The sequence below is a fragment of the Rhizobium sp. MHM7A genome (assembly GCF_005862215.1).
Taxonomy (GTDB): Bacteria; Pseudomonadota; Alphaproteobacteria; order Rhizobiales; family Rhizobiaceae; genus Rhizobium; species Rhizobium bangladeshense.
The window spans coordinates 141,492-160,068 of the sequence record NZ_VCHT01000011.1; the positions used below are offsets into that span (position 1 = coordinate 141,492).

The 18,577-nt window shown below is 62.4% G+C and carries 17 protein-coding genes; 8 read left to right on the forward strand and 9 right to left on the reverse strand.

Annotated elements, in window-relative coordinates; translation table 11 throughout:
* Positions 1-45 precede the first annotated feature (45 nt).
* The 6 genes from FFR93_RS28870 (at position 46) to fhuB (ending at position 7,889) form a co-directional block, all read left to right on the forward strand.
* Complete coding sequence (locus FFR93_RS28870; RefSeq protein ID WP_138395669.1) at positions 46-804, forward strand: fumarylacetoacetate hydrolase family protein; 759 nt, start codon at positions 46-48, stop codon at positions 802-804.
* Between the two features lie 128 nt (positions 805-932).
* Complete coding sequence (locus FFR93_RS28875; protein WP_138395670.1) at positions 933-1,817, forward strand: AraC family transcriptional regulator; 885 nt, start codon at positions 933-935, stop codon at positions 1,815-1,817.
* A gap of 166 nt (positions 1,818-1,983) precedes the next feature.
* The gene (locus tag FFR93_RS28880; protein WP_138395671.1) at positions 1,984-4,155 is read left to right on the forward strand and encodes a TonB-dependent siderophore receptor; all 2,172 of its coding nucleotides are present in this window, start codon (positions 1,984-1,986) and stop codon (positions 4,153-4,155) included.
* 91 nt (positions 4,156-4,246) lie between these two features.
* A complete protein-coding gene (locus FFR93_RS28885) occupies positions 4,247-5,026 on the forward strand; it encodes an ATP-binding cassette domain-containing protein (protein ID WP_138395672.1) in 780 nt (259 codons plus the stop codon).
* A gap of 3 nt (positions 5,027-5,029) precedes the next feature.
* Positions 5,030-5,905: an ABC transporter substrate-binding protein gene (locus FFR93_RS28890; protein ID WP_138395673.1), complete on the forward strand. Its 876-nt coding sequence runs from the start codon at positions 5,030-5,032 to the stop codon at positions 5,903-5,905.
* Positions 5,898-7,889: a Fe(3+)-hydroxamate ABC transporter permease FhuB gene (gene fhuB / locus FFR93_RS28895; protein WP_138395758.1), complete on the forward strand. Its 1,992-nt coding sequence runs from the start codon at positions 5,898-5,900 to the stop codon at positions 7,887-7,889. Before FFR93_RS28890 ends, fhuB begins: the two co-directional genes overlap by 8 nt.
* A 7-nt stretch (positions 7,890-7,896) precedes the next feature.
* On the opposite strand, the gene mmsB is transcribed toward fhuB, so the two are convergent.
* The 8 genes from mmsB to FFR93_RS28935 form a co-directional block, all read right to left on the reverse strand.
* The gene (gene mmsB / locus FFR93_RS28900; RefSeq protein WP_138395674.1) at positions 7,897-8,778 is read right to left on the reverse strand and encodes a 3-hydroxyisobutyrate dehydrogenase; all 882 of its coding nucleotides are present in this window, start codon (positions 8,776-8,778) and stop codon (positions 7,897-7,899) included.
* Positions 8,779-8,787: 9 nt separating this feature from the next.
* Entirely contained in the window at positions 8,788-10,383 is a 1,596-nt protein-coding gene (locus tag FFR93_RS28905; protein ID WP_064707165.1) for a GMC family oxidoreductase N-terminal domain-containing protein, read from the reverse strand.
* A gap of 96 nt (positions 10,384-10,479) precedes the next feature.
* Positions 10,480-11,469: a branched-chain amino acid ABC transporter permease gene (locus tag FFR93_RS28910; RefSeq protein WP_138395675.1), complete on the reverse strand. Its 990-nt coding sequence runs from the start codon at positions 11,467-11,469 to the stop codon at positions 10,480-10,482.
* 1 nt (position 11,470) lies between these two features.
* On the reverse strand, positions 11,471-12,358 hold the full coding sequence (locus FFR93_RS28915) for a branched-chain amino acid ABC transporter permease (protein ID WP_064707167.1): 888 nt from the start codon (positions 12,356-12,358) through the stop codon (positions 11,471-11,473).
* 4 nt (positions 12,359-12,362) lie between these two features.
* Positions 12,363-13,064 carry an ABC transporter ATP-binding protein gene (locus FFR93_RS28920; protein ID WP_138395676.1) on the reverse strand — a complete coding sequence of 234 codons (702 nt, stop codon included), beginning with the start codon at positions 13,062-13,064 and terminating at the stop codon, positions 12,363-12,365.
* Complete coding sequence (locus tag FFR93_RS28925; RefSeq protein ID WP_138395677.1) at positions 13,064-13,849, reverse strand: ABC transporter ATP-binding protein; 786 nt, start codon at positions 13,847-13,849, stop codon at positions 13,064-13,066. The genes FFR93_RS28920 and FFR93_RS28925 overlap by 1 nt, the downstream gene beginning before the upstream one ends.
* Positions 13,850-13,854: 5 nt before the next feature.
* Positions 13,855-15,060 carry an ABC transporter substrate-binding protein gene (locus tag FFR93_RS28930; RefSeq protein WP_138395678.1) on the reverse strand — a complete coding sequence of 402 codons (1,206 nt, stop codon included), beginning with the start codon at positions 15,058-15,060 and terminating at the stop codon, positions 13,855-13,857.
* A 327-nt stretch (positions 15,061-15,387) separates the two neighbouring features.
* Complete coding sequence (locus tag FFR93_RS28935; protein WP_064713385.1) at positions 15,388-15,627, reverse strand: hypothetical protein; 240 nt, start codon at positions 15,625-15,627, stop codon at positions 15,388-15,390.
* Between the two features lie 246 nt (positions 15,628-15,873).
* On the opposite strand from FFR93_RS28935, the gene FFR93_RS28940 reads away from it, so the two are divergent.
* Complete coding sequence (locus FFR93_RS28940) at positions 15,874-16,827, forward strand: LysR family transcriptional regulator (protein ID WP_064713451.1); 954 nt, start codon at positions 15,874-15,876, stop codon at positions 16,825-16,827.
* Here the strand turns inward: FFR93_RS28940 and FFR93_RS28945 are convergent, their stop codons facing one another.
* Positions 16,828-17,166, reverse strand: coding sequence for a cupin domain-containing protein (locus tag FFR93_RS28945; RefSeq protein ID WP_064707465.1), 339 nt, complete (start codon positions 17,164-17,166; stop codon positions 16,828-16,830). It lies immediately after the preceding gene.
* A gap of 171 nt (positions 17,167-17,337) precedes the next feature.
* Here FFR93_RS28945 and FFR93_RS28950 point away from each other — a divergent pair, with 171 nt between their 5' ends.
* Positions 17,338-18,525: an acyl-CoA dehydrogenase gene (locus tag FFR93_RS28950; RefSeq protein WP_138395679.1), complete on the forward strand. Its 1,188-nt coding sequence runs from the start codon at positions 17,338-17,340 to the stop codon at positions 18,523-18,525.
* The last annotated feature ends 52 nt before the right edge of the window (positions 18,526-18,577 follow it).

Consider the following 18,577-nt stretch of genomic DNA (forward strand, 5'->3'; position numbering starts at 1 on the left):
CCTCGCCGTTACTGTGCACCTCGAAAATCATTCGAGGAGAACAGCATGGCAGAGATATTCGACCCGGGTGCCCTGGCCGCCAGGCTTCACAGCCTCCACCAAGCCGTCCGGCAGGAGGCAACAAGCACCTTCGCATTGCCGGGGGATCTTCAACAGGCGATGGAGGCGCAGAATTTGCTGGCCGCGGCCGATGGCGTGTCCGGCAATGCGTGGAAGGTGACGGTATCGCCGCAGGGCCAGGCCGTCACAGCTCCGCTGCATCCCTATGTCGAAGCCATCTCAGGCGCTGATCTCCCGTGGTATCCGGGGCTGAAGTTCGAGACAGAAATCGCGGTGCGCCTCGGCAAGGACCTGCCGGTCCGCTCGGACAGCCCTTACAGCCGCGCGGAGGTGACCGAGGCGATCTCAACCGTCCATCTCGGCGCCGAATTGTTGGTGAGCGCGATCAAGGAAAGCGGCAGCGTTTCCTTTCTGCTGTTCCTCGCCGACCGCCTCGGCAACAGCGGCTACGTGCTCGGCCCGAAGCTGGACAATAGCGCCGTCGACACCGCCGCCGGCTCACCGCTTAAGGTCACCCATGCCGGCCGCACGATCTATGATGGCCCGGCGCAGCATCCGAAAGGCGACGTTCTTACCTGGCTCGTTGAATACGCCAATGATGGGCTGCGGCCTCAAACATCGTTGAAGGCGGGTGCCCTGATCACGACAGGCACTTTGAGCGGCGCGATCGAACTGAGCGAGCCGGGCGAAGTCGACATCCTTCTCGCCGAGAACAGGCTACGCTTTTCGGTCGTAAAAGTCTGATCTCAAGGCCGGCTTTCATCTTGGCTCTGCTGCCGGATTGAACGTTGTCACGCGCTTCCGACTGATGTAATAAACTTGATATTTTCAAGAAGGTTTACTTCCGGCGCGTGGTCGGAGGGGAAATGAGAATGACGTTTCAACCACGGATGCAGAACAAGATCCAGGGCTTTTCCGTTATTGGCGGCGTGCATCGCCGCCTGTGGAACGGCATCGTCGCCGATGTTTGGGACGTCGAATGCGCCTCTTATGCCGGCGGCTATTATGTCTCGCGGGATCCGCGGCTCTTCATCATGCTCGATAAGCGAGGGCCGGGCAATTCGCGCATCAAGCTGTCGCCAAGGGTGGAAGGCGCTGTTCAGGACACGGAAAAACGGCCGATCTCCTATGTACCGGCCGGCATGGAAGTCTGGGCCGATCTGACCGACGTGCACGCGGTGCGCCACCTGGACCTTCATTTCGACGCCGACACCATCAGCCGCAGGCTGACGGAGAAGATCGATCCGCGCCGCCTGGAAAGCCCACGGCTTCTTTTTTCCGATGAGCGAGTGCTGGCGCTGGCGCAGCTGGTCGCTGCCGAATGCCTCAATCCGGAGCCGCTGCACGATCTCTATGGCGACGGCATGGCTCTGGCTTTGATCATCGACGTGCTGAAGCTTTCCAAAGCCGTTCCGCGCAAGCGCAGCAAGTTGGCCTCTTGGCAGCTTCGCCGCGCCACAGACTTCATCGAGGAAAATTGCCTGCGCAATATCCGCCTCGAAGAGCTCGCCGGCCTGACCGGGCTGTCGCAATCGCATTTCAGCCATGCCTTCAAGGCCTCGACCGGAATCGCGCCTCACCAGTGGCAGACCAATGCCAGACTCGCTAGGGCCAAGCGCCTGCTTGTCGAGAGCGACTATGCATTGACGGCGATCGCCGCCGAAACCGGCTTTGCCGATCAGGCGCATTTTACCCGCGTCTTTCGCAAACATGTCGGCACCACCCCGGCGAGCTGGAAGAAGGCTCAACTTGCCTGACAGCAACGCTCACTGAGCAATTCTTTACACTACGGAGAATTGCCCAAAAACGTTCAATTTTCCCCGATCGAGACAAGCCGTTCCGTTAAAACTGAGTTAAGCACTCATCTTATTCAAGGTTCTTCGCCGCGCGTCATTGCCGCGGCGCGAGTGGGGTATAGAAGACATGCATGGGCAGACCAGGGGTCCCATTTTCAAGGCAAATCTATTGGCAGGCGTGGCGATCGCCGGCCTGATAGCAGGCTCCGCCGCGGCGCAGGATGCGACGTCGACCGAGCTCGCGCCGATCGTCATTCAGGGCGGCAGCGATACAGCGACCAGCCCGGTTAAGGGGTATGTCGCCAAGAACTCCTCCACCGGCTCGAAGAGCGACACCCCCCTCAACGAAATCCCGCAATCCGTCTCCGTCATCGGCACCGACGAAATGGATGACCGTGGCATCACCAATAAGATCGACGAAGTGCTGCTTTATACGCCCGGGGTGACCGCGCAGCCCTATGGCGGCGACGGCGATACGGATTGGTTCTACATTCGCGGCTTCAACGCGACGCAGACCGGCGTCTTCTTCGATAATCTGACGCTCTTCAGCTACGGCTTCGGCGGCTTTCAGCTCGATCCTTTCATGCTGGAGCGCGTCGAGGTGCTGAAGGGTCCGGCCTCCGTACTCTACGGCGGAGCCAACCCCGGCGGCATCGTCAATCTCGTCCGCAAGCGCCCGCTCGACGAGCCGCTCTTCTATACGGACATCGGCATCAACAGCAACGGCAATGCCTTCACCGGCTTCGACGTCTCCGACAAGGTCGGTTCCAGCGGAACGATGAGCTATCGCATCACCGGCAAGATCGCAGGCGGCGATAATTATTCGGACTTTTCCGAGGACTTCCGCGGCTTCATCATGCCGCAGCTCACCATTTCGCCGGATGACAGCACGAGCTTCACCGCCTGGGGTTATCTAGCCGGACTCGATCAGGTGCATACGGGCAATGGCTTCTTCCCCTATGTCGGCACCGTCGAGGACGCGCCTTTCGGCAAGATCGACCGCGACGCCTTCTATGGCGAGCCCGGCATCGATGACGGCAGCTATGTGCAGAAGATGATCGGCTACGAATTCGAGCATGAATTCGACAATGGCATCAACTTCTCGCAGAACTTGCGCTACGGTCACCTCGATAAGCATGAAATCGGCCCCTATCTGAACGGCTGGGTCGGCGGCATACCGACAGGCCCTGACTATCAGTTGGCCCGCATCGGCTTCGAAGGCCGCTCAGCCGTCGATTCCTTCGGTATCGACAATCGGCTTGAAGGAGAAGCGGAACTCGGCGGCGCCACGCACAGCATGCTTGTCGGCCTCGACTACAAATATTACCGCCTCGACCATGTTCAGAAATGGCCGACATGGCCGACAACCGCGACGCCGATCAGCGCCACCGATCCGATTTACGGCGCCATTCAGCCGACAAATGACGTCGCCATCGATCAGGTCGTCACGCAGAAGCAACTCGGCATATATGCGCAGGATCAGATCCACTTCGGTGACGGCTGGCTGTTGACGCTGAACGGCCGATACGACTATGTCGACACCGATGCCGACGCAGTCGTCGGCACGAGCTATACATCGAACGACAGCGCTGTCAGCGGCCGTATCGGCCTTGCCTACGAGTTCGATAACGGCCTGACGCCCTATGTCAGCGCCGCGACTTTCTTCAATCCGCTGATCGGCACCGGTGTATCGGGCGCGATGGAGCCGGAGGAGGGAGAGCAGTTCGAAGGCGGCATCAAATATGAGCCCACCTTCGTCGACGGTTCGCTGACTGCGTCATTCTTTCACATCACCAAACGCAACAATACGGTCACCAATCCGGCGACCTTCGCCCAGAGCCAGCTTGGCGAGGTCGTTTCGCGCGGCGCCGAACTCGAAGGCAAGGTCAACATCAACGAGAACTGGAAGATTCTCGCATCGCTTGCCTATACGGACATGGAAGTAACGGAGAACGAGGCCAATCCGGCGCTCGTCGGCAATTCGCCTTATCTCATCCCAAAGGTGACCGCCTCTCTCTGGGTCGACTATACGCTGACGACGGGCGCCTTCGAGGGCATGAGCTTCGGCGCTGGCGTGCGCCATCAGGGTTGGTCGTGGGCCGATGAGGCGAATACCGAGAAGGTTCCCGCCGCGACCCTCGTCGACGCGGCGATCCGATACGAGCGGGAAAACTGGGGCGCCGCCCTCAACGTCACCAACCTTTTCGACAAGGAATATGTCAAGGGCTGCGGCGGCCTGACCGTCTGCGGTTACGGCGATGCCCGCACCGTCACATTCAAGCTCAGCAGAAAGTGGTAAGTTGACAATCTAAGTTTAGTTTTGCAGGAACTTGCTGGAAAGGAGGGCAAGCCCTCCTCAAGCCGTTGCAGCGCCGAACCTGGAGCAGACTATGACTTCGCCTTTCCTTTCCCTGTCGGGAATCGACTATGCCATCGGGCCGAAATCCATCCTGTCCGGTATCGACCTGACGCTCGAGCACGGCCGAATTTACGGACTGGTAGGCCCGAATGGTTCCGGCAAGAGTACGCTCCTGAAGATCATCGCTCGCCAGATCGCGCCGAAATCCGGCGCCGTCTCCTTCGGCGGCAAGCCGGCAAGCGATTGGGGCGCCCGGGAATTTGCCCGCCACGTCGCCTATATGCCGCAATTCACGCCGGCGACCGACGGGATGAGCGTTCGCGAACTGATCGCCCTCGGCCGTTTCCCCTGGCACGGCACGCTCGGCCGCTTCACCGCCACCGATCGCCGAATGGTCGAGGAAGCGATCGTCCGCACCGAGCTCGAGGATTTTGCCGATCGCCTCGTCGCCGCCATGTCCGGCGGCGAGCGCCAGCGCGCCTGGATCGCCATGATGCTCGCGCAGGACGCACGGTGCCTCTTGCTCGACGAGCCGACCTCGGCGCTCGATCTTGCCCACCAGGCAAGCGTACTTTCGCTGGTGCAGGAACTCAGTCACGAACGCGGGCTAACGATCGTCATCGTGCTGCACGACATCAATCTCGCCGCACGCTACTGCGATGCCATCATCGCGCTCAATCGCGGCCGGATCACTGCCGAAGGCACGCCCGCCGAGATCATGCAGGCCGACAGGCTGCAATCGATTTTCGGCGTCGGCATGGGCGTCTTCCCGCATCCGGTTCGAAACGAGCCGGTCAGCTATCTCTTGTAGCTCATGGCTTCTTTCTCTCGCAGACAGTTTCTGGCTGGCGCGGCAGCCTCGCTTTCCGCGCCCGCGCTGTTGCGGGCGGCGGAGGGCATACGCGTCGCCACGCTCGACTGGGCGCTGCTCGAAACCCTGCTGGCAGCCGGCGCTAACGTCGTTGCAGCAACGGAGCTGCGGCAATTTCGCGCCGCGGCCGTCACGCCTGAAGTGCCGGCGACGGTGGCTGATCTCGGCTTGCGAGGCACGCCGAATTTCGAGGTGCTGCGGCTTGCGCGGCCCAGTCTGATCTTCAACTCGAACTTCTATGCCTGGGCGGACGAGCGCATGCGGCTGATTGCACCGGTGGAAAGCCACGCGATCTACAAGCCTGGCGAAAGCCCCTTCGCGCTGGCCGAACAGGTCACGCTTGCGATCGGCGAGCGCCTGCAGCTTTCCGCTGCCAGGGAGCTGACCGAAGGGCTTTCAGCCAGGCTCGACCGCTACAGGTCTCTCTTCGCCGCCGGCGACGGGCGGCCGGTCATCCCGATCAATCTCGGTGATGCCAGGCATTTCCGCGTCTTCGGCTCCGACAGCATGTTCGGCGAGGTGCTGAAGCGCGTCGGCCTGACGAATGCGTGGCAGGGTGCGACCAGCTACTCGGCCGCTGCTCCCGTCGGGATCGAGACATTGGCATCGATGCCCGACGCCTGGATCGTCATGATCCCGCCGCATCCAGCCGATGCGATCGCCAGACTTTCCGCCAGCAGCTTCTGGAACGCGTTGCCGGCCGTGCGTGAGAAGCGCGTGCTGATGCTCGGCGCTGTCAATCCCTATGGCGCGCTGCCGGCCGCGGGCCGCTTTGCCGATCTGCTGGCGGAGGGGCTTGAGCATGCATGGAATGGTTAACCGGCCCGGCCCGGCGCGAAGCGCAAGCGTGCTCGTTCCCGGACTGATACTGGCAGCGCTTTGCCTCGCTGCCTTCGCGCTCCTCGTCGTGACGCGTCCCGAGATTGCACATAGCGACGCCGATGCAGCGCTGCTGAACAGCGTGCTACTTTGGGACGGCATCATGCCCCGCGCCATGTTGGCTCTGATCGCCGGCGCTGCGCTCGGCCTTTCCGGCGCATTGCTGCAGCGGGTGCTGCGCAACCCAATCGCCGATGCCTCCACGCTCGGCATCGCCTCCGGGGCGGAACTGGCGATGACGGCGGCTATGAGCGTCTCGCCGCTGCTCATCGGATTGTCTCGCGAGATGACCGCCTTTGGCGGCGGCGTCGCGGCGGTCGCCGCCGTTCTGGCTTTGAGCTGGCGGCGCGGGTTTGATCCGGTAACCGTGGCTCTTTCCGGCATGATCGTCAGCCTCATCGCCTCGGCCCTCAGCGTCACGCTAATCCTGGCGCGCGGCGAATATGCCATGTCGATCTATATCTGGGGCGCCGGCTCGCTCAGTCAGCAGGATTGGAACGCCGTCTCCTCGCTCGCCCCCCGGCTTGTCCTCGGTTTCTTCGCGGCCCTGCTGCTGGTGCGGCCGCTCCGCATTCTCGCGCTCGACGACAGCGGCGCCCGGAACCTCGGTCTTGCCCTGCATTCCACGCGCCTCGCGATCGTCGGTCTCGCCGTCTGGCTCGCAGCCTCGGTGACATCGGAGGTCGGCATAATCGGTTTCCTCGGCCTCGCCGCTCCGGCGATCGCAAGGCTTGCCGGCGCGCGCGGCACGGACAGGTTGATGATAGCAGCACCGCTGACGGGCGCCGGGCTTCTCTTCCTGACCGATTGCCTCACCCAAATCCTCGGCCCCGACTTCACCGATCTCGCGCCGACGGGAGCGGCGACCGCTTTGCTCGGCGGCCCGCTCCTGCTCTTCCTGCTACCGCTCGTGCATTCCGTTTCAGCCGTTGCCGCCCAGTCGTCCGCAGCGTCGAAGCGGCTGGCAAGGCCGCTGCAAACGCTTGCGATCCTCCTGATTGCGCTCGCCCTGCTCTTTGCCCTCGTCCTCACCCTCGGCCCTGTCGATGACGGCTGGCACGTCGCAACCGGCACTCTCCTGGCCGACCTCATGCCCTTCCGTCTGCCGCGGACGATCGTGGCCGCCGCCGCCGGCGCCATGCTGGCGGCATCAGGCTTCATCATGCAGCGCATCACGGGCAATCCGATTGCGAGCCCGGAGGTTCTCGGCGTCAGCGGCGGGGCCGGGGCGGGCCTGACGGTGGCGCTCTTCCTCTTCGGCTTCCCCTCGCCAGCCATCATGCTCGCCGCCATGGCGATCGGCGCACTGGCAGCCTTCGTCGCGATGATCGCCATTTCGGCGCGCGCGCAATTCTCGCCGGAACGCATGCTGCTGGCCGGCGTCGGCATCGGCGCCTTTGCCATGGCTGTTGTAACCATGGTGCTCGCCCAGGGCGATATGCGCGGCTACATCCTGCTGACCTGGCTTTCCGGCTCGACCAACCGCGCCGGCGCCTTCGAAGCCTGGACGGCCGCCACTTCGCTCGTCCTGTTGGCTGCGCCGCTACCCTTCCTCAGCCGCTGGCTGACGATCCTGCCGCTCGGGGCCGGTTTGAGCCGCGCCGTCGGCCTTCCCGTCGGAGCAAGCCGCCTGGTGCTCGCCATCCTCGCCGCGCTGATGACAGCAATCGCCTCGTTCCTTGTCGGGCCACTCAGCCTCACCGGCCTGATTGCGCCGCATCTGGCGCGGCTCGCCGGCTTCCGCACGCCAAACCACCAACTCGCCGCGAGCCTCATCTTCGGCGCCGGCGTGCTGACGGCGGCGGACTGGCTGTCGCGCGTTGTCATCTATCCCTATCAGGTGCCGGTCGGCTTCTTCGCCGCGCTGATCGGCGGCCCCTATCTGATCTGGCTGCTCTCTCGGCGGAGCACGCCGGGACAGTGAACAGCGCTTACGCCTTCTCGCGGAACATCTCGATGATGGCGGAAAAGTCCCTTCCGCCATTGCCCTGCTTTTCGAACAGTGCATAAAGCTGGGCTGCTTCCGCACCCATGGGCGTGGACGCGCCGCTTGCCAGCGCCGCCTCCTGCGACAGCCTGAGATCCTTCAGCATCAGGGCTGCGGCAAAGCCTGGCTTGTAACCGTTGTTGGCGGGAGATGTCGGCACCGGCCCAGGCACCGGGCAATAGGTATTGATCGACCAGCACTGGCCTGATGACGTCGAGGCGACGTCGAACAGCGCCTGATGGGAAAGGCCAAGTTTCTCAGCCAGCACGAAGGCCTCGCAGACGCCGACCATCGAGATGCCGAGGATCATATTGTTGCAGATCTTCGCCGCCTGGCCCGCACCCGCCTCGCCGCAGTGGACGATCTTCTTTCCCATCGCCTCGAGGATCGGCTTTGCCCTGGCGAAAGCCTCATCCGAGCCGCCCGCCATGAAAGTCAGCGTACCTGCGCTTGAGCCGCCGGTCCCGCCGGAAACGGGGGCGTCGAGCGACTGGCAGCTTGCGGCTTTTGCCATCTCATGCGCCTTGCGGCTGCTCTCGACATCGATTGTCGAGCAATCGATGACAAGCGTTCCCTGCGCGGCTGTCTGCAGGATATCGGTCCAGGCCGTCAGCACATGACGTCCCTGCGGCAGCATTGATATGACGATCTCGGCGTCCTTGACTGCCTGGCTGGCATGGCCGGCCGGTTTGACGCCGCTCGCCTCGGCCGCCTTCAGCACGGAGGCTGCGAGATCGAAGCCGAGGACCTCGTGACCTGCCTTGACGAGATTGGCCGCCATCGGCCCGCCCATATTGCCGAGCCCGATGAATGCGATCCTTGCCATGGTCTTCTCCTATCGGTTGTCTTCGAGGATCATCGCCGCTGCCTTTTCGGCGATCATGATCGTCGGCGAATTGGTGTTGCCCGAGGTGATCGACGGCATCACCGAAGCGTCGGCGATCCTGAGCTTGCCGAGCGCCCTGAGTTTCAGCCGGGGGTCGACGACGCTGTCCCTGTCGACGCCCATGCGGCAGGTGCCAACCGGATGAAAGATCGTCGTGCCGATATCGCCAGCCGCCCGCTCCAGATCGGCCTCCGTCTGATAGAGGGGGCCTGGCTTGAACTCCTCCGGTTTGAAACGGGCAAAGGACGGTTGGGCGACGATCTTGCGCGTCAAACGTATTGAGCGCACAGCTATGTCACGATCGCGCTGCGTCGAGAGGTATTTCGGGCTGATCGTCGGCTGGGCGGCAAAATCCGGGCTCGACAAGTGGACCGAGCCGCGGCTTTCCGGCCTCAGATTGCAGACGCTCGCGGTGATCGCCGGGAAAGGGTGGACGGGATCCCCGAATTTCTCCAGCGATACCGGCTGTACGTGATATTGCAGATCCGGGGTTTCGCGGTCGGGGCCCGAGCGGGTGAAGATGCCGAGCTGGCTCGGTGCCATCGCCATCGGCCCAGAGCGGCGGACGAGATATTCGAGCCCGATCGCGGCCTTGCCGATCAGCCTCGTCGCCTTCTCGTTCAGCGTAGGAACGCCCGTCACCTTGTAGGCCAGGCGCAGTTGCAGATGGTCCTGCAGGTTCTCGCCAACCCCCTTCACCTCGCTGACGACGTCGACGCCCGCCTGCCGGAGTACTTCGCCCCTGCCGATTCCCGACAGTTCGAGAATATGCGGCGAACCGATCGAACCGGCCGAAAGCACCGTTTCTTTCGCCGCATAAGCGCGCTTCGCAGCGCCTTGGTGCTGGAATTCGACGCCGACAACTGCCCCCTCCTCCACCAGCAGCCGCCGGACCTGCGCCTTGGTCAGGACCGTCAGGTTCGAGCGCCGCATTGCCGGGCGCAGAAAGGCCTTTGACGTGTTCCAGCGAATGCCGGAGCGCTGGTTGACATCGAAATAGCCGGATCCTTCATTGCTGCCGCGGTTGAAATCCTCCGTCTCCGGAATGCCGGCTTCCCTGGCGGCCTGCTGGAAGGCATCGAGCACGGCCCAACGCACGCGGGCCTTCTCGATGCGCCATTCGCCGCCAGCCCCGTGCATTTCGTCGGCGCCGCGGTAAAAATCCTCGGACTTGCGGAAGAATGGCAGAACGTCATCCCAGCCCCAGCCGGTGCAGCCCATCTGCCGCCAGAGGTCGTAGTCGCGCGCCTGGCCGCGCATGTAGATCATGCCGTTGATCGACGAGCAGCCGCCGAGCACCTTGCCGCGCGGATAGCTGAGCGCCCGGCCGTTCAGCCCCGCCTCCGGCGCGGTGGTGAAGCACCAGTCGGTGCGCGGATTGTTGATGCAGTAGAGATAACCGACCGGGATATGAATCCAGTGGTAGTTGTCGCTGCCACCGGCTTCGAGCAGCAGAACGCGGCTTCTGCCATCGGCCGACAGCCGGTTGGCGAGTACGCAGCCGGCGCTGCCTGCCCCGATGATGATATAGTCGTAGCGATCCATGCCCCTCACGAAACTCCAGATGCTTCTCGCCTCCCTTCCCCGTGAGTCGGGGAGAGGGAACGTCGCGACGCCGCCGCCTGTCTCAAAGGACGCCCGTTAGCGGCGATAGACGAAGCCCAGCTTCCGACCCAGTCGCGAGGCGTAGAATTCGCCGATGATGCCGCGGCGGAAGATCAGCACGCAGATCATGAAGACGACGCCGGTGATGATCGTCACCGGGAATTCCGACGTGGCGAAATAATTTTGCAGCGCCACCACAAGCCCCGCGCCGAAGAGCGGCCCGACCAACGTGCCAATGCCGCCGAGCAGCGTCATCAGGATCACCTCGCCCGACATCTGCCAGGCGACGTCGGTCAAGGTCGCGAACTGAAAGACGAGCGACTTCACTGCGCCCGCCAACCCGGCAAGAGCCGCCGACATGACGAAGGCGCCGAGCTTGTAGCGAGCGACGGAATAGCCGAGCGAAGTGGCGCGGTTCTCGTTTTCGCGGATCGATTTCAGGATCATGCCGAAAGGCGAATTGATGAATCGCCAGATGATCAGGATGCCGATGAGGAAGACGGCCAGCACGAAATAATACATGTTGGTCGAGTTGTTCAGGTCGATAAAGCCGAAGAGATGACCACGCGGCACCGACTGGATGCCGTCCTCGCCCTCCGTGAACTCGGCCTGCAGGCAGAAGAAGAAGAACATTTGCGACAGGGCCAGCGTGATCATCGCAAAATAGATGCCCTGGCGGCGGATGGCGAAGAAGCCCATCACCAGCCCGAGAAAGGCCGCCCCCGCCACGCCGATCAGGATGCCAAGCTCCGGCGGCAGGCCCCAGGATTTCACCGTATAGGCGGTGAAATAGGCCGCCCCCCCGAAGAAGGTGGCATGGCCGAAGGAAAGCAGGCCGGTATAGCCCAGCAGCAGATTGAAGGCGCAGGCAAAGAGTGCGAAGCAGAGAAGCTTCATCAGAAAGATCGGATAGAAGAAGAAGGGCGCCAGCAACAGGAACAGCAGTCCCGCAAGAAGGAAGCCCGCCTGCACCGACAGGGCGGTCCGGCTCTTTTCCGTTCGGATGGTTTCGGTGATGTCAGCCATGTCAAGCATCCCGGCCGAAGAGGCCCGCGGGCCTGATGAGAAGCACGATCGCCATGATGACGAAGATCACCGTGTTTGAGGCCTCGGGATAGAAGACCTTGGTCAGGCCCTCGGCAATGCCGAGCACGTAACCGGTTACGATCGCGCCCATGATCGACCCCATGCCGCCGACCACGACCACGGCGAAGACGACGATGATCATGTTCGAGCCCATCAGCGGCGAGACTTGGTAGATCGGCGCCGCCAGCACGCCGGCAAAGGCAGCGAGACCGGCGCCGAGCGCATAAGTGAATGTCAGGAGCATCGGCACGTTGACGCCAAAGACCTGCACCAGCACGGCGTTCTCCGTGGCTGCCCTCAGATATGCCCCGAGCTTGGTCTTCTCGATCAGCAGCCATGTGCCGAGGCAGACCACGAGCGAGACGACGACCACCCAGCCGCGATAGATCGGCAGGAACATGAAGCCGAGATTGGCGCCGCCGGCAAGGGCAGCCGGCGTCGCATAAGGCTGGCCGGATGAGCCGTAGAGATAGCGGAAGGTGCCCTCGACGGAGAGCGCCAGCCCGAAGGTGAAGAGCAGGCCGTAGAGCGGATCCAGGTCATAGAGCCGGCGCAGGAACAGCCGCTCGATGACCGCTCCGGCAAGACCGACGATAACAGGCGCCAGGATCAGCGACGGCCAGTAGCCGATGCCGGCATAGGTCAAGAGCAGATAGGCAACGAAGGCGCCGAGCATATATTGCGCGCCATGGGCGAAATTGATCACCCTGAGCAGGCCGAAGATGATGGCGAGGCCGAGGCTGAGCAGCGCATAAAACGAGCCGTTGATCAGGCCGATCAGCAACTGGCCGAGCAGCGCCTGCAGGGGAATGCCGAAGATCATCGTCATCTGGTCACACTCCCAGAACCTTGTGCAGCGTGTCCATGCGCTGCGGCAGTTCGCCCACCGGGAATTCCGACACCATCTGCCCATGATCCATCAGATAGAAGCGATCGGCAATACGGCTGGCGAAACGGAAGTTCTGCTCGACGAGCAGGATCGTCATGCCGCGCTCCTTGAGTTTTTTCAGCACCTCGCCGATCCGCTGGACGATAACCGGGGCAAGCCCTTCCGTCGGTTCGTCGAGAATGAGCAGCCTGACGCCGGTGCGCAGGATGCGCGCGATCGCCAGCATCTGCTGCTCACCCCCGGACAGCTTGGTGCCCGGACTGCCGCGGCGCTCGTAGAGATTGGGAAAGAGCTCGTAGATTTCGTCCAACGTCATGCCGCCCTGCGCCACGACGGGCGGCAGCAGCAGGTTTTCCGAGACGGTGAGCGTGGAAAAGATGCCGCGCTCCTCCGGCACGAAGCCGATGCCCCGGTGTGCTGTCTTGTGCAGCGGCACCTGCATCAGGTCGCTGCCGGCGAAGCTGACCCTGCCCTTGCGGGCGCGCACGATGCCGGTGATGGTGCGAAGGGTCGTCGTCTTGCCGACGCCGTTGCGGCCGAGAATGGTAATCGTTTCACCCTCGCCGACATGCATGTCGACGCCGTGCAATATGTGGCTTTCGCCATACCAGGCGTTGAGGCCCTGGACCTCGAGGAGAGCGGCCATCAGTGCTGCTCCTCCGTGCCCATATAGGCCTCGCGCACGCGCTCGTCCTGGCTGACGGTGGCATAGTCGCCCTCGGCAAGGATCTCGCCGCGCTGCAAGACGGTGACGTGCTGGCAGATATTGGCGACGACGGAAAGATTGTGCTCGACCATCAGCACCGCCCGGTCACGCGCGACGTCACGGATGATCGCGGAGACGACGCCGACATCCTCATGGCCCATGCCGGCCATCGGCTCGTCGAGAAGCAGCACCTTCGGATCGAGTGCCAGCGTCGTGGCGATCTCAAGCACACGCTTGCGACCATAGGAAAGATCGGCGGCGAAATGGTCGCGCTCCTTGGAAAGGCCGACGCTCGCAAGTAGTTGCTCGGCGCGCTCGTTCAGCCGGTCGAGTGCCGACAGCGGCCGCCAGAACTGCGTTGACAGATGGTTCGGCCGCTGTAGCGCCACGCGCACATTGTCGAGGACGGAGAGATGCGGGAAGACCGCCGAGATCTGAAAGGAGCGCACCAGTCCCATGCGCGCCACCCTGTCGGGCGGCGTTCCGGTGATATCGGTATCCAGCAGGGTGATCGTGCCTGCCGTCGGTTGCAGGAACTTCGTCAGCAGGTTGAAGACCGTGGTCTTGCCGGCCCCGTTGGGGCCGATCAGCGCATGCACGCTCGCGTCGTGCACATCGAGATCGACGTTTTTCACCGCCGTGAAGCCGCCGAAATCGCGGCGCAGGCCGCGGGCTGACAATACCGCCCGCGGCTTGGCTTGAGTTTCAATCGCGGAAACCGCCATCGTCCTTACTTCACCAGATCGCAGCCGCTCTTGGCGGGATCGATATAGGCTTCCTTGCCGGGAATGGTGGCGAGAACGTTGAAGTAATCCCAGGGCTCCTTGCTGTCGGCCGGCTTCTTGACCTGCAGCAGATACATGTCGTGAATCATCCGGCCATTGGCGCCGACGGTGCCGCCGCGGCCGAAGACGTCGTCGACCGGCATTTCATGCAGCTGCTTGGCGACGGCTTCCGTCTCGTCGGTGCCGGTTTTCTGAACCGCCTTCAAATATTGCGTCACCGCCGAATAGGTGCCGGCATGGACCATGTTCGGCATCTTGCCGGTGCGGTCGAAGAACTTCTTGGCGAAGGCGCGGCTTTCGTCGTCGCGGTTCCAGTAGTAGCCCTCAGTCAGCGTCAGGCCCTGCGCCGCCTCGAGGCCGAGGCCATGGACTTCGGCAAGCGTGAAGAGCAGCGCCGCCAGATGCTGCCCGCTCTGGGTAATGCCGAATTCGGCCGCCTGCTTGATGGCGTTCGAGGTATCGAGGCCGGCATTGGCGAGGCCGATCACCTTGGCGCCCGATGACTGCGCCTGCAGCAGGAAGGATGAGAAGTCCTGGCTCGACAGCGGATGGCGGACGGCGCCGACGACCGTGCCGCCGCTCGTCTTGACATATTCACTGGTCTGCTGCTCCAGCGAATAACCGAAGGCATAGTCGGCGGTCAGGAAGAACCAGCTGTCGCCGCCCTGCTTGACGAGCGCGCCGCCGGTACCGACGGCCAGAGCGTGCGTATCGTAAGCCCAGTGGAAGCCGTAAGGCGAGCACGCCTTGCCGGTAAGATCGGTCGTCGCCGCGCCGGTGACGATGTCGATCTTCTTCTTCTCCTTGGCGATCGCCTGCACAGCGAGCGCTACGGAGGAGGTCGTCAATTCCATGATCGCATCCACCTGCTCGGTGTCATACCATTGGCGGGCGATGTTGGAGGCAATATCCGGCTTGTTCTGGTGGTCGGCATCGACGATTTCGACCGGCACATCAAGCACCTTGCCACCGAAATCCTCGACCGCCATCTTGGCAGCCTCGACAGAAGACTTGCCGCCAAAGTCGGCATAGACGCCTGACTGGTCGTTCAGGATGCCAATTTTGACCTTGCCGTCGGTCGCGCTCTGCGCGAGCACCGCCGTGCTGCTCGCAAGCAGAAATGCAACTGATGCAATGAGATTCTTACGCATATTCTCTCCTCCCAGAGATGAGCCAGATTGCGGGTCTGTTCAGATTTGGCCGGTCGCACTCCTCAGAACCACCGCCCCTCGTCCTACGATCATGGAAATTCTCGCCTGAAGCAACGGGTGGTTTACAACTAATTCCAAACAGTATCTGTTCATTTTTGCACAGAAAGAAAGCTGCACGATTTCGATCCAAAGCTCAGGAAGCGCCAGGAGTCAGCGCTCAGCGCTAGAACTAGGGCAGTTTGCGCGATTGTGCAGGCATGGACGAACGGAACAATCATCCTTCGGCCGTTCGGCTCCCGGCGGGATTTCGGCGCGTTCAGGCTGCCCTCACTTCCATTGCGTCCCATTGTCAGCCGCGCAGCCATAGGGAGGCAAGGCGCCGCCAAAGCTTTCCTTCAGTTTGGCGCAGCCCCAGGCATTGATCGGGCTAGGCATGGCCGTGTTGAGCGTGATGCCGACTTCGTCATAGGGACTGTCGGTGTTGGTGACGTAGCGATACCAACGAAAACCGATAATCACGACGAAAGCGAGAGCAATTGTCAGCAGCAGGCGAACCAATTTTTTCATCATTATTTCCTCAGGATGCAAACGCGGCCGTGTAGCATTCACGCATGGAAGCTGAAAGCGCTGCCGCCGACGGATCAACGGAGTTGTCGCTGCCGAGGCCTCGGGCTCATCAAGACCAGGGCTTCACCCGAACCCGTCGGCCGCGACTCCACTTATTGAAGGTAAAAATAGAAATAAAACAACGAATTGTTTCAATCGCGGGGGATCATGTTATTTGTTGCCGGTTGTTGAACGAAGGGAATGGCGATGAGCAATTCATCACAATTTACCTGGGACGATCTGCAGTTTTTTCTCGCCGTTGCCCGCACCGGCCAGCTCTCGACGGCCGCCCGCCAGCTGCGCTCCAGCCATGCCACCGTCTCGCGCCGCATCGACCGGCTGGAATTTGCCCTCAAGGTCAAATTGTTCGAGCGCAATCCGCGCGGTTACGTATTGACCGCCATGGGCACGCGCTTCATCGAGACGGCCGAGCGGATGGAGCAGGAAACCGAGCGGCTACGCGCCGACCTCGCCGACGGTTCGATGGCGCAGCGCGGCCTCGTGCGCCTCAGCGCGCCGGAAGGCTTTGCCAATTTCTTTTTCGCGACCGTGCTGCCGCGGTTTGCCGCCCAGCATCCGCATCTCTCGCTCGAGCTGGTGACGATCCAGCAGATCATGTCGCTGTCGCGCAAGGAGGCCGATCTTTCCGTTGTGCTCGACGAGCCTAAAGGCGGGCCTTATTTCGCGGAGAAGCTGACAGACTATCACCTGCAGATTTACGGCTCGCGCGACTATCTGGCAAAGGCGCCTGCCATCACCTGCCGCGACGATCTGCTTGAACATCCGTTCGTCAGCTATATCGAGGAAATGATTTTCGCGCCCGGCCTGGATTATCTCAGCGATGTGCATCCGCGCATCAAGCCGCAGTTCCAGAGCTCCAGCATCTTCGCGCAGCTCACCGCCACCCGAAATGGTCTCGGTCTCTGCATCCTGCCCTATTTCTTCGCCAGCCGTTATCCGGAGCTCGTGCGTGTGCTGCCCGAGGAGATCGACCTCAAGCGCCACTACTGGATCACCTGCCATCGCGACCTGAAACAGGCGCCGCGCGTGCGCGCCGTCATCGACTTCCTGCGCGAGGCCGTGCGTAGCGAAGATGCGCGCTTCGTGCCGCCTTATATCGTCGCCGGAAATTCCACACGCAGGTCGGAATCCGAAAGCTGACTACTTGAGAAACTCGGCCCGGTGCGGCGTGAAGGTATCGATCAGCCGGCCCCTTTCCAGTGCCTTGACGCCATGCACTAGATTGGGCGGCACAATGAAACTGCCACCCTGCCGCAGCACTTGGGTCCGCCCATCGATCGTCACCTCGAAGCTGCCTTCTGCGACATAGCTTGCCTGGATGTGCGGGTGCGAATGGGCAGCACCCACGGCGCCGCTTTCGAACGCCACTTCCACCATCATCATCTCGGGCAGGTAGGTCATGATGCGTCTGGTGACGCCGGGCTCCGGAGTGACCCATTCGGCGCCTTCGGCCGATACGAACAGATCGCTTGATGACATTTCCGCCTCCTCATTCCAGAATCGAACGCGGGCAAAGTGGATCATGCCGCAGCTTTTGAAAAGATGGTGGCCCCCTTCTTTTCCATCGAACCGCCCTCTGTTGACGCGGTCGATGGGCGGGTCTATGGCCAGTTGACGAGGCAGCCTGATGAATGGTGAGGAGACGCCGCCATGCAGCATACGCGCGAGGTTTTCGACTGGGCCGACCCATTGCGCCTGGTGGAGCAGCTGACCAACGAGGAGCGCATGGTGCAGGATACCGCCCATGCCTATGCGCAGCAAAAACTCGCCCCCCGCGTACTCGACGCCTTTCGCAATGAAAGGACCGACCCGGCCATCTTCCGCGAAATGGGCGAACTCGGCCTGCTCGGCCCGACGATTTCACCCGATTATGGCGGCGCCGGTCTCGGTTATGTCGCCTACGGCCTGATCGCTCGCGAGGTCGAACGGGTCGACAGCGGCTACCGTTCAATGATGAGCGTGCAGTCCTCGCTGGTCATGGTGCCGATCGAAACCTTCGGCTCCAAGGCACAAAAGCTGAAATACCTGCCGAAACTGGCGACAGGCGAATGGATCGGCTGCTTCGGCCTGACCGAGCCCGACCATGGCTCCGACCCCGGCTCGATGGTGACGCGCGCCAAGAAGGTCGACGGCGGCTACAGCCTCACCGGCTCGAAGACCTGGATCTCAAATGCGCCGATCGCCGATGTATTCGTTGTTTGGGCAAAGACCGAGGATGGCCTCATCCGCGGCTTCATTCTCGAAAAGGGCTGGAAGGGGCTCTCGGCGCCTGCCATCCACGGCAAGGTAGGCTTGCGTGCTTCGATAACGGGCGAAGTCGTGATGGATGGGGTCTTCGTGCCCGAGGAGAACCTGCTGCCCGGCGTTACCGGCCTCAAAGGCCCATTCACCTGCCTCAACTCCGCCCGCTTCGGCATTGCCTGGGGCGCGCTTGGCGCGGCCGAGGATTGTTATGCCAGAGCCCGGCAATACACGCTCGAGCGCAAGCAGTTCGGCCGGCCGCTCGCCGCCAACCAGCTGATCCAGAAGAAGCTCGCCGACATGGCGGCGGAAATCGCGCTCGGCCTCCACGGCTGCCTGCGGCTCGGCCGCATGAAGGAGGCAGGCCATCCGCCGGTGGAGCTGACCTCGATCCTCAAGCGCAACAGCTGCGGCAAGGCGCTTGACATCGCGCGCGCCGCCCGCGACATGCTCGGCGGCAACGGTATCTCCGACGAATTTGGCATCGCCCGCCATCTCGTCAACCTCGAAGTGGTCAACACCTATGAGGGCACGCACGACATCCACGCGCTGATCATTGGCCGGGCGATCACCGGCATCGCCGCCTTTGCGAACTGAAAATCGGCGGGTGCCGGCGAATTGCCACGCGCCTGACAATATGCAACCTTCC

Coding starts and splice junctions, on each gene's coding strand:
- FFR93_RS28870 (WP_138395669.1), top strand. CDS start 46: ATGGCAGAGATATTCGACCCGGGTGCCCTGGCCGCCAGGCTTCACAGC.
- FFR93_RS28875 (WP_138395670.1), top strand. CDS start 933: ATGACGTTTCAACCACGGATGCAGAACAAGATCCAGGGCTTTTCCGTT.
- FFR93_RS28880 (WP_138395671.1), top strand. CDS start 1,984: ATGCATGGGCAGACCAGGGGTCCCATTTTCAAGGCAAATCTATTGGCA.
- FFR93_RS28885 (WP_138395672.1), top strand. CDS start 4,247: ATGACTTCGCCTTTCCTTTCCCTGTCGGGAATCGACTATGCCATCGGG.
- FFR93_RS28890 (WP_138395673.1), top strand. CDS start 5,030: ATGGCTTCTTTCTCTCGCAGACAGTTTCTGGCTGGCGCGGCAGCCTCG.
- fhuB (WP_138395758.1), top strand. CDS start 5,898: ATGGTTAACCGGCCCGGCCCGGCGCGAAGCGCAAGCGTGCTCGTTCCC.
- mmsB (WP_138395674.1), bottom strand. CDS start 8,778: ATGGCAAGGATCGCATTCATCGGGCTCGGCAATATGGGCGGGCCGATG.
- FFR93_RS28905 (WP_064707165.1), bottom strand. CDS start 10,383: ATGGATCGCTACGACTATATCATCATCGGGGCAGGCAGCGCCGGCTGC.
- FFR93_RS28910 (WP_138395675.1), bottom strand. CDS start 11,469: ATGGCTGACATCACCGAAACCATCCGAACGGAAAAGAGCCGGACCGCC.
- FFR93_RS28915 (WP_064707167.1), bottom strand. CDS start 12,358: ATGACGATGATCTTCGGCATTCCCCTGCAGGCGCTGCTCGGCCAGTTG.
- FFR93_RS28920 (WP_138395676.1), bottom strand. CDS start 13,064: ATGGCCGCTCTCCTCGAGGTCCAGGGCCTCAACGCCTGGTATGGCGAA.
- FFR93_RS28925 (WP_138395677.1), bottom strand. CDS start 13,849: ATGGCGGTTTCCGCGATTGAAACTCAAGCCAAGCCGCGGGCGGTATTG.
- FFR93_RS28930 (WP_138395678.1), bottom strand. CDS start 15,060: ATGCGTAAGAATCTCATTGCATCAGTTGCATTTCTGCTTGCGAGCAGC.
- FFR93_RS28935 (WP_064713385.1), bottom strand. CDS start 15,627: ATGAAAAAATTGGTTCGCCTGCTGCTGACAATTGCTCTCGCTTTCGTC.
- FFR93_RS28940 (WP_064713451.1), top strand. CDS start 15,874: ATGAGCAATTCATCACAATTTACCTGGGACGATCTGCAGTTTTTTCTC.
- FFR93_RS28945 (WP_064707465.1), bottom strand. CDS start 17,166: ATGTCATCAAGCGATCTGTTCGTATCGGCCGAAGGCGCCGAATGGGTC.
- FFR93_RS28950 (WP_138395679.1), top strand. CDS start 17,338: ATGCAGCATACGCGCGAGGTTTTCGACTGGGCCGACCCATTGCGCCTG.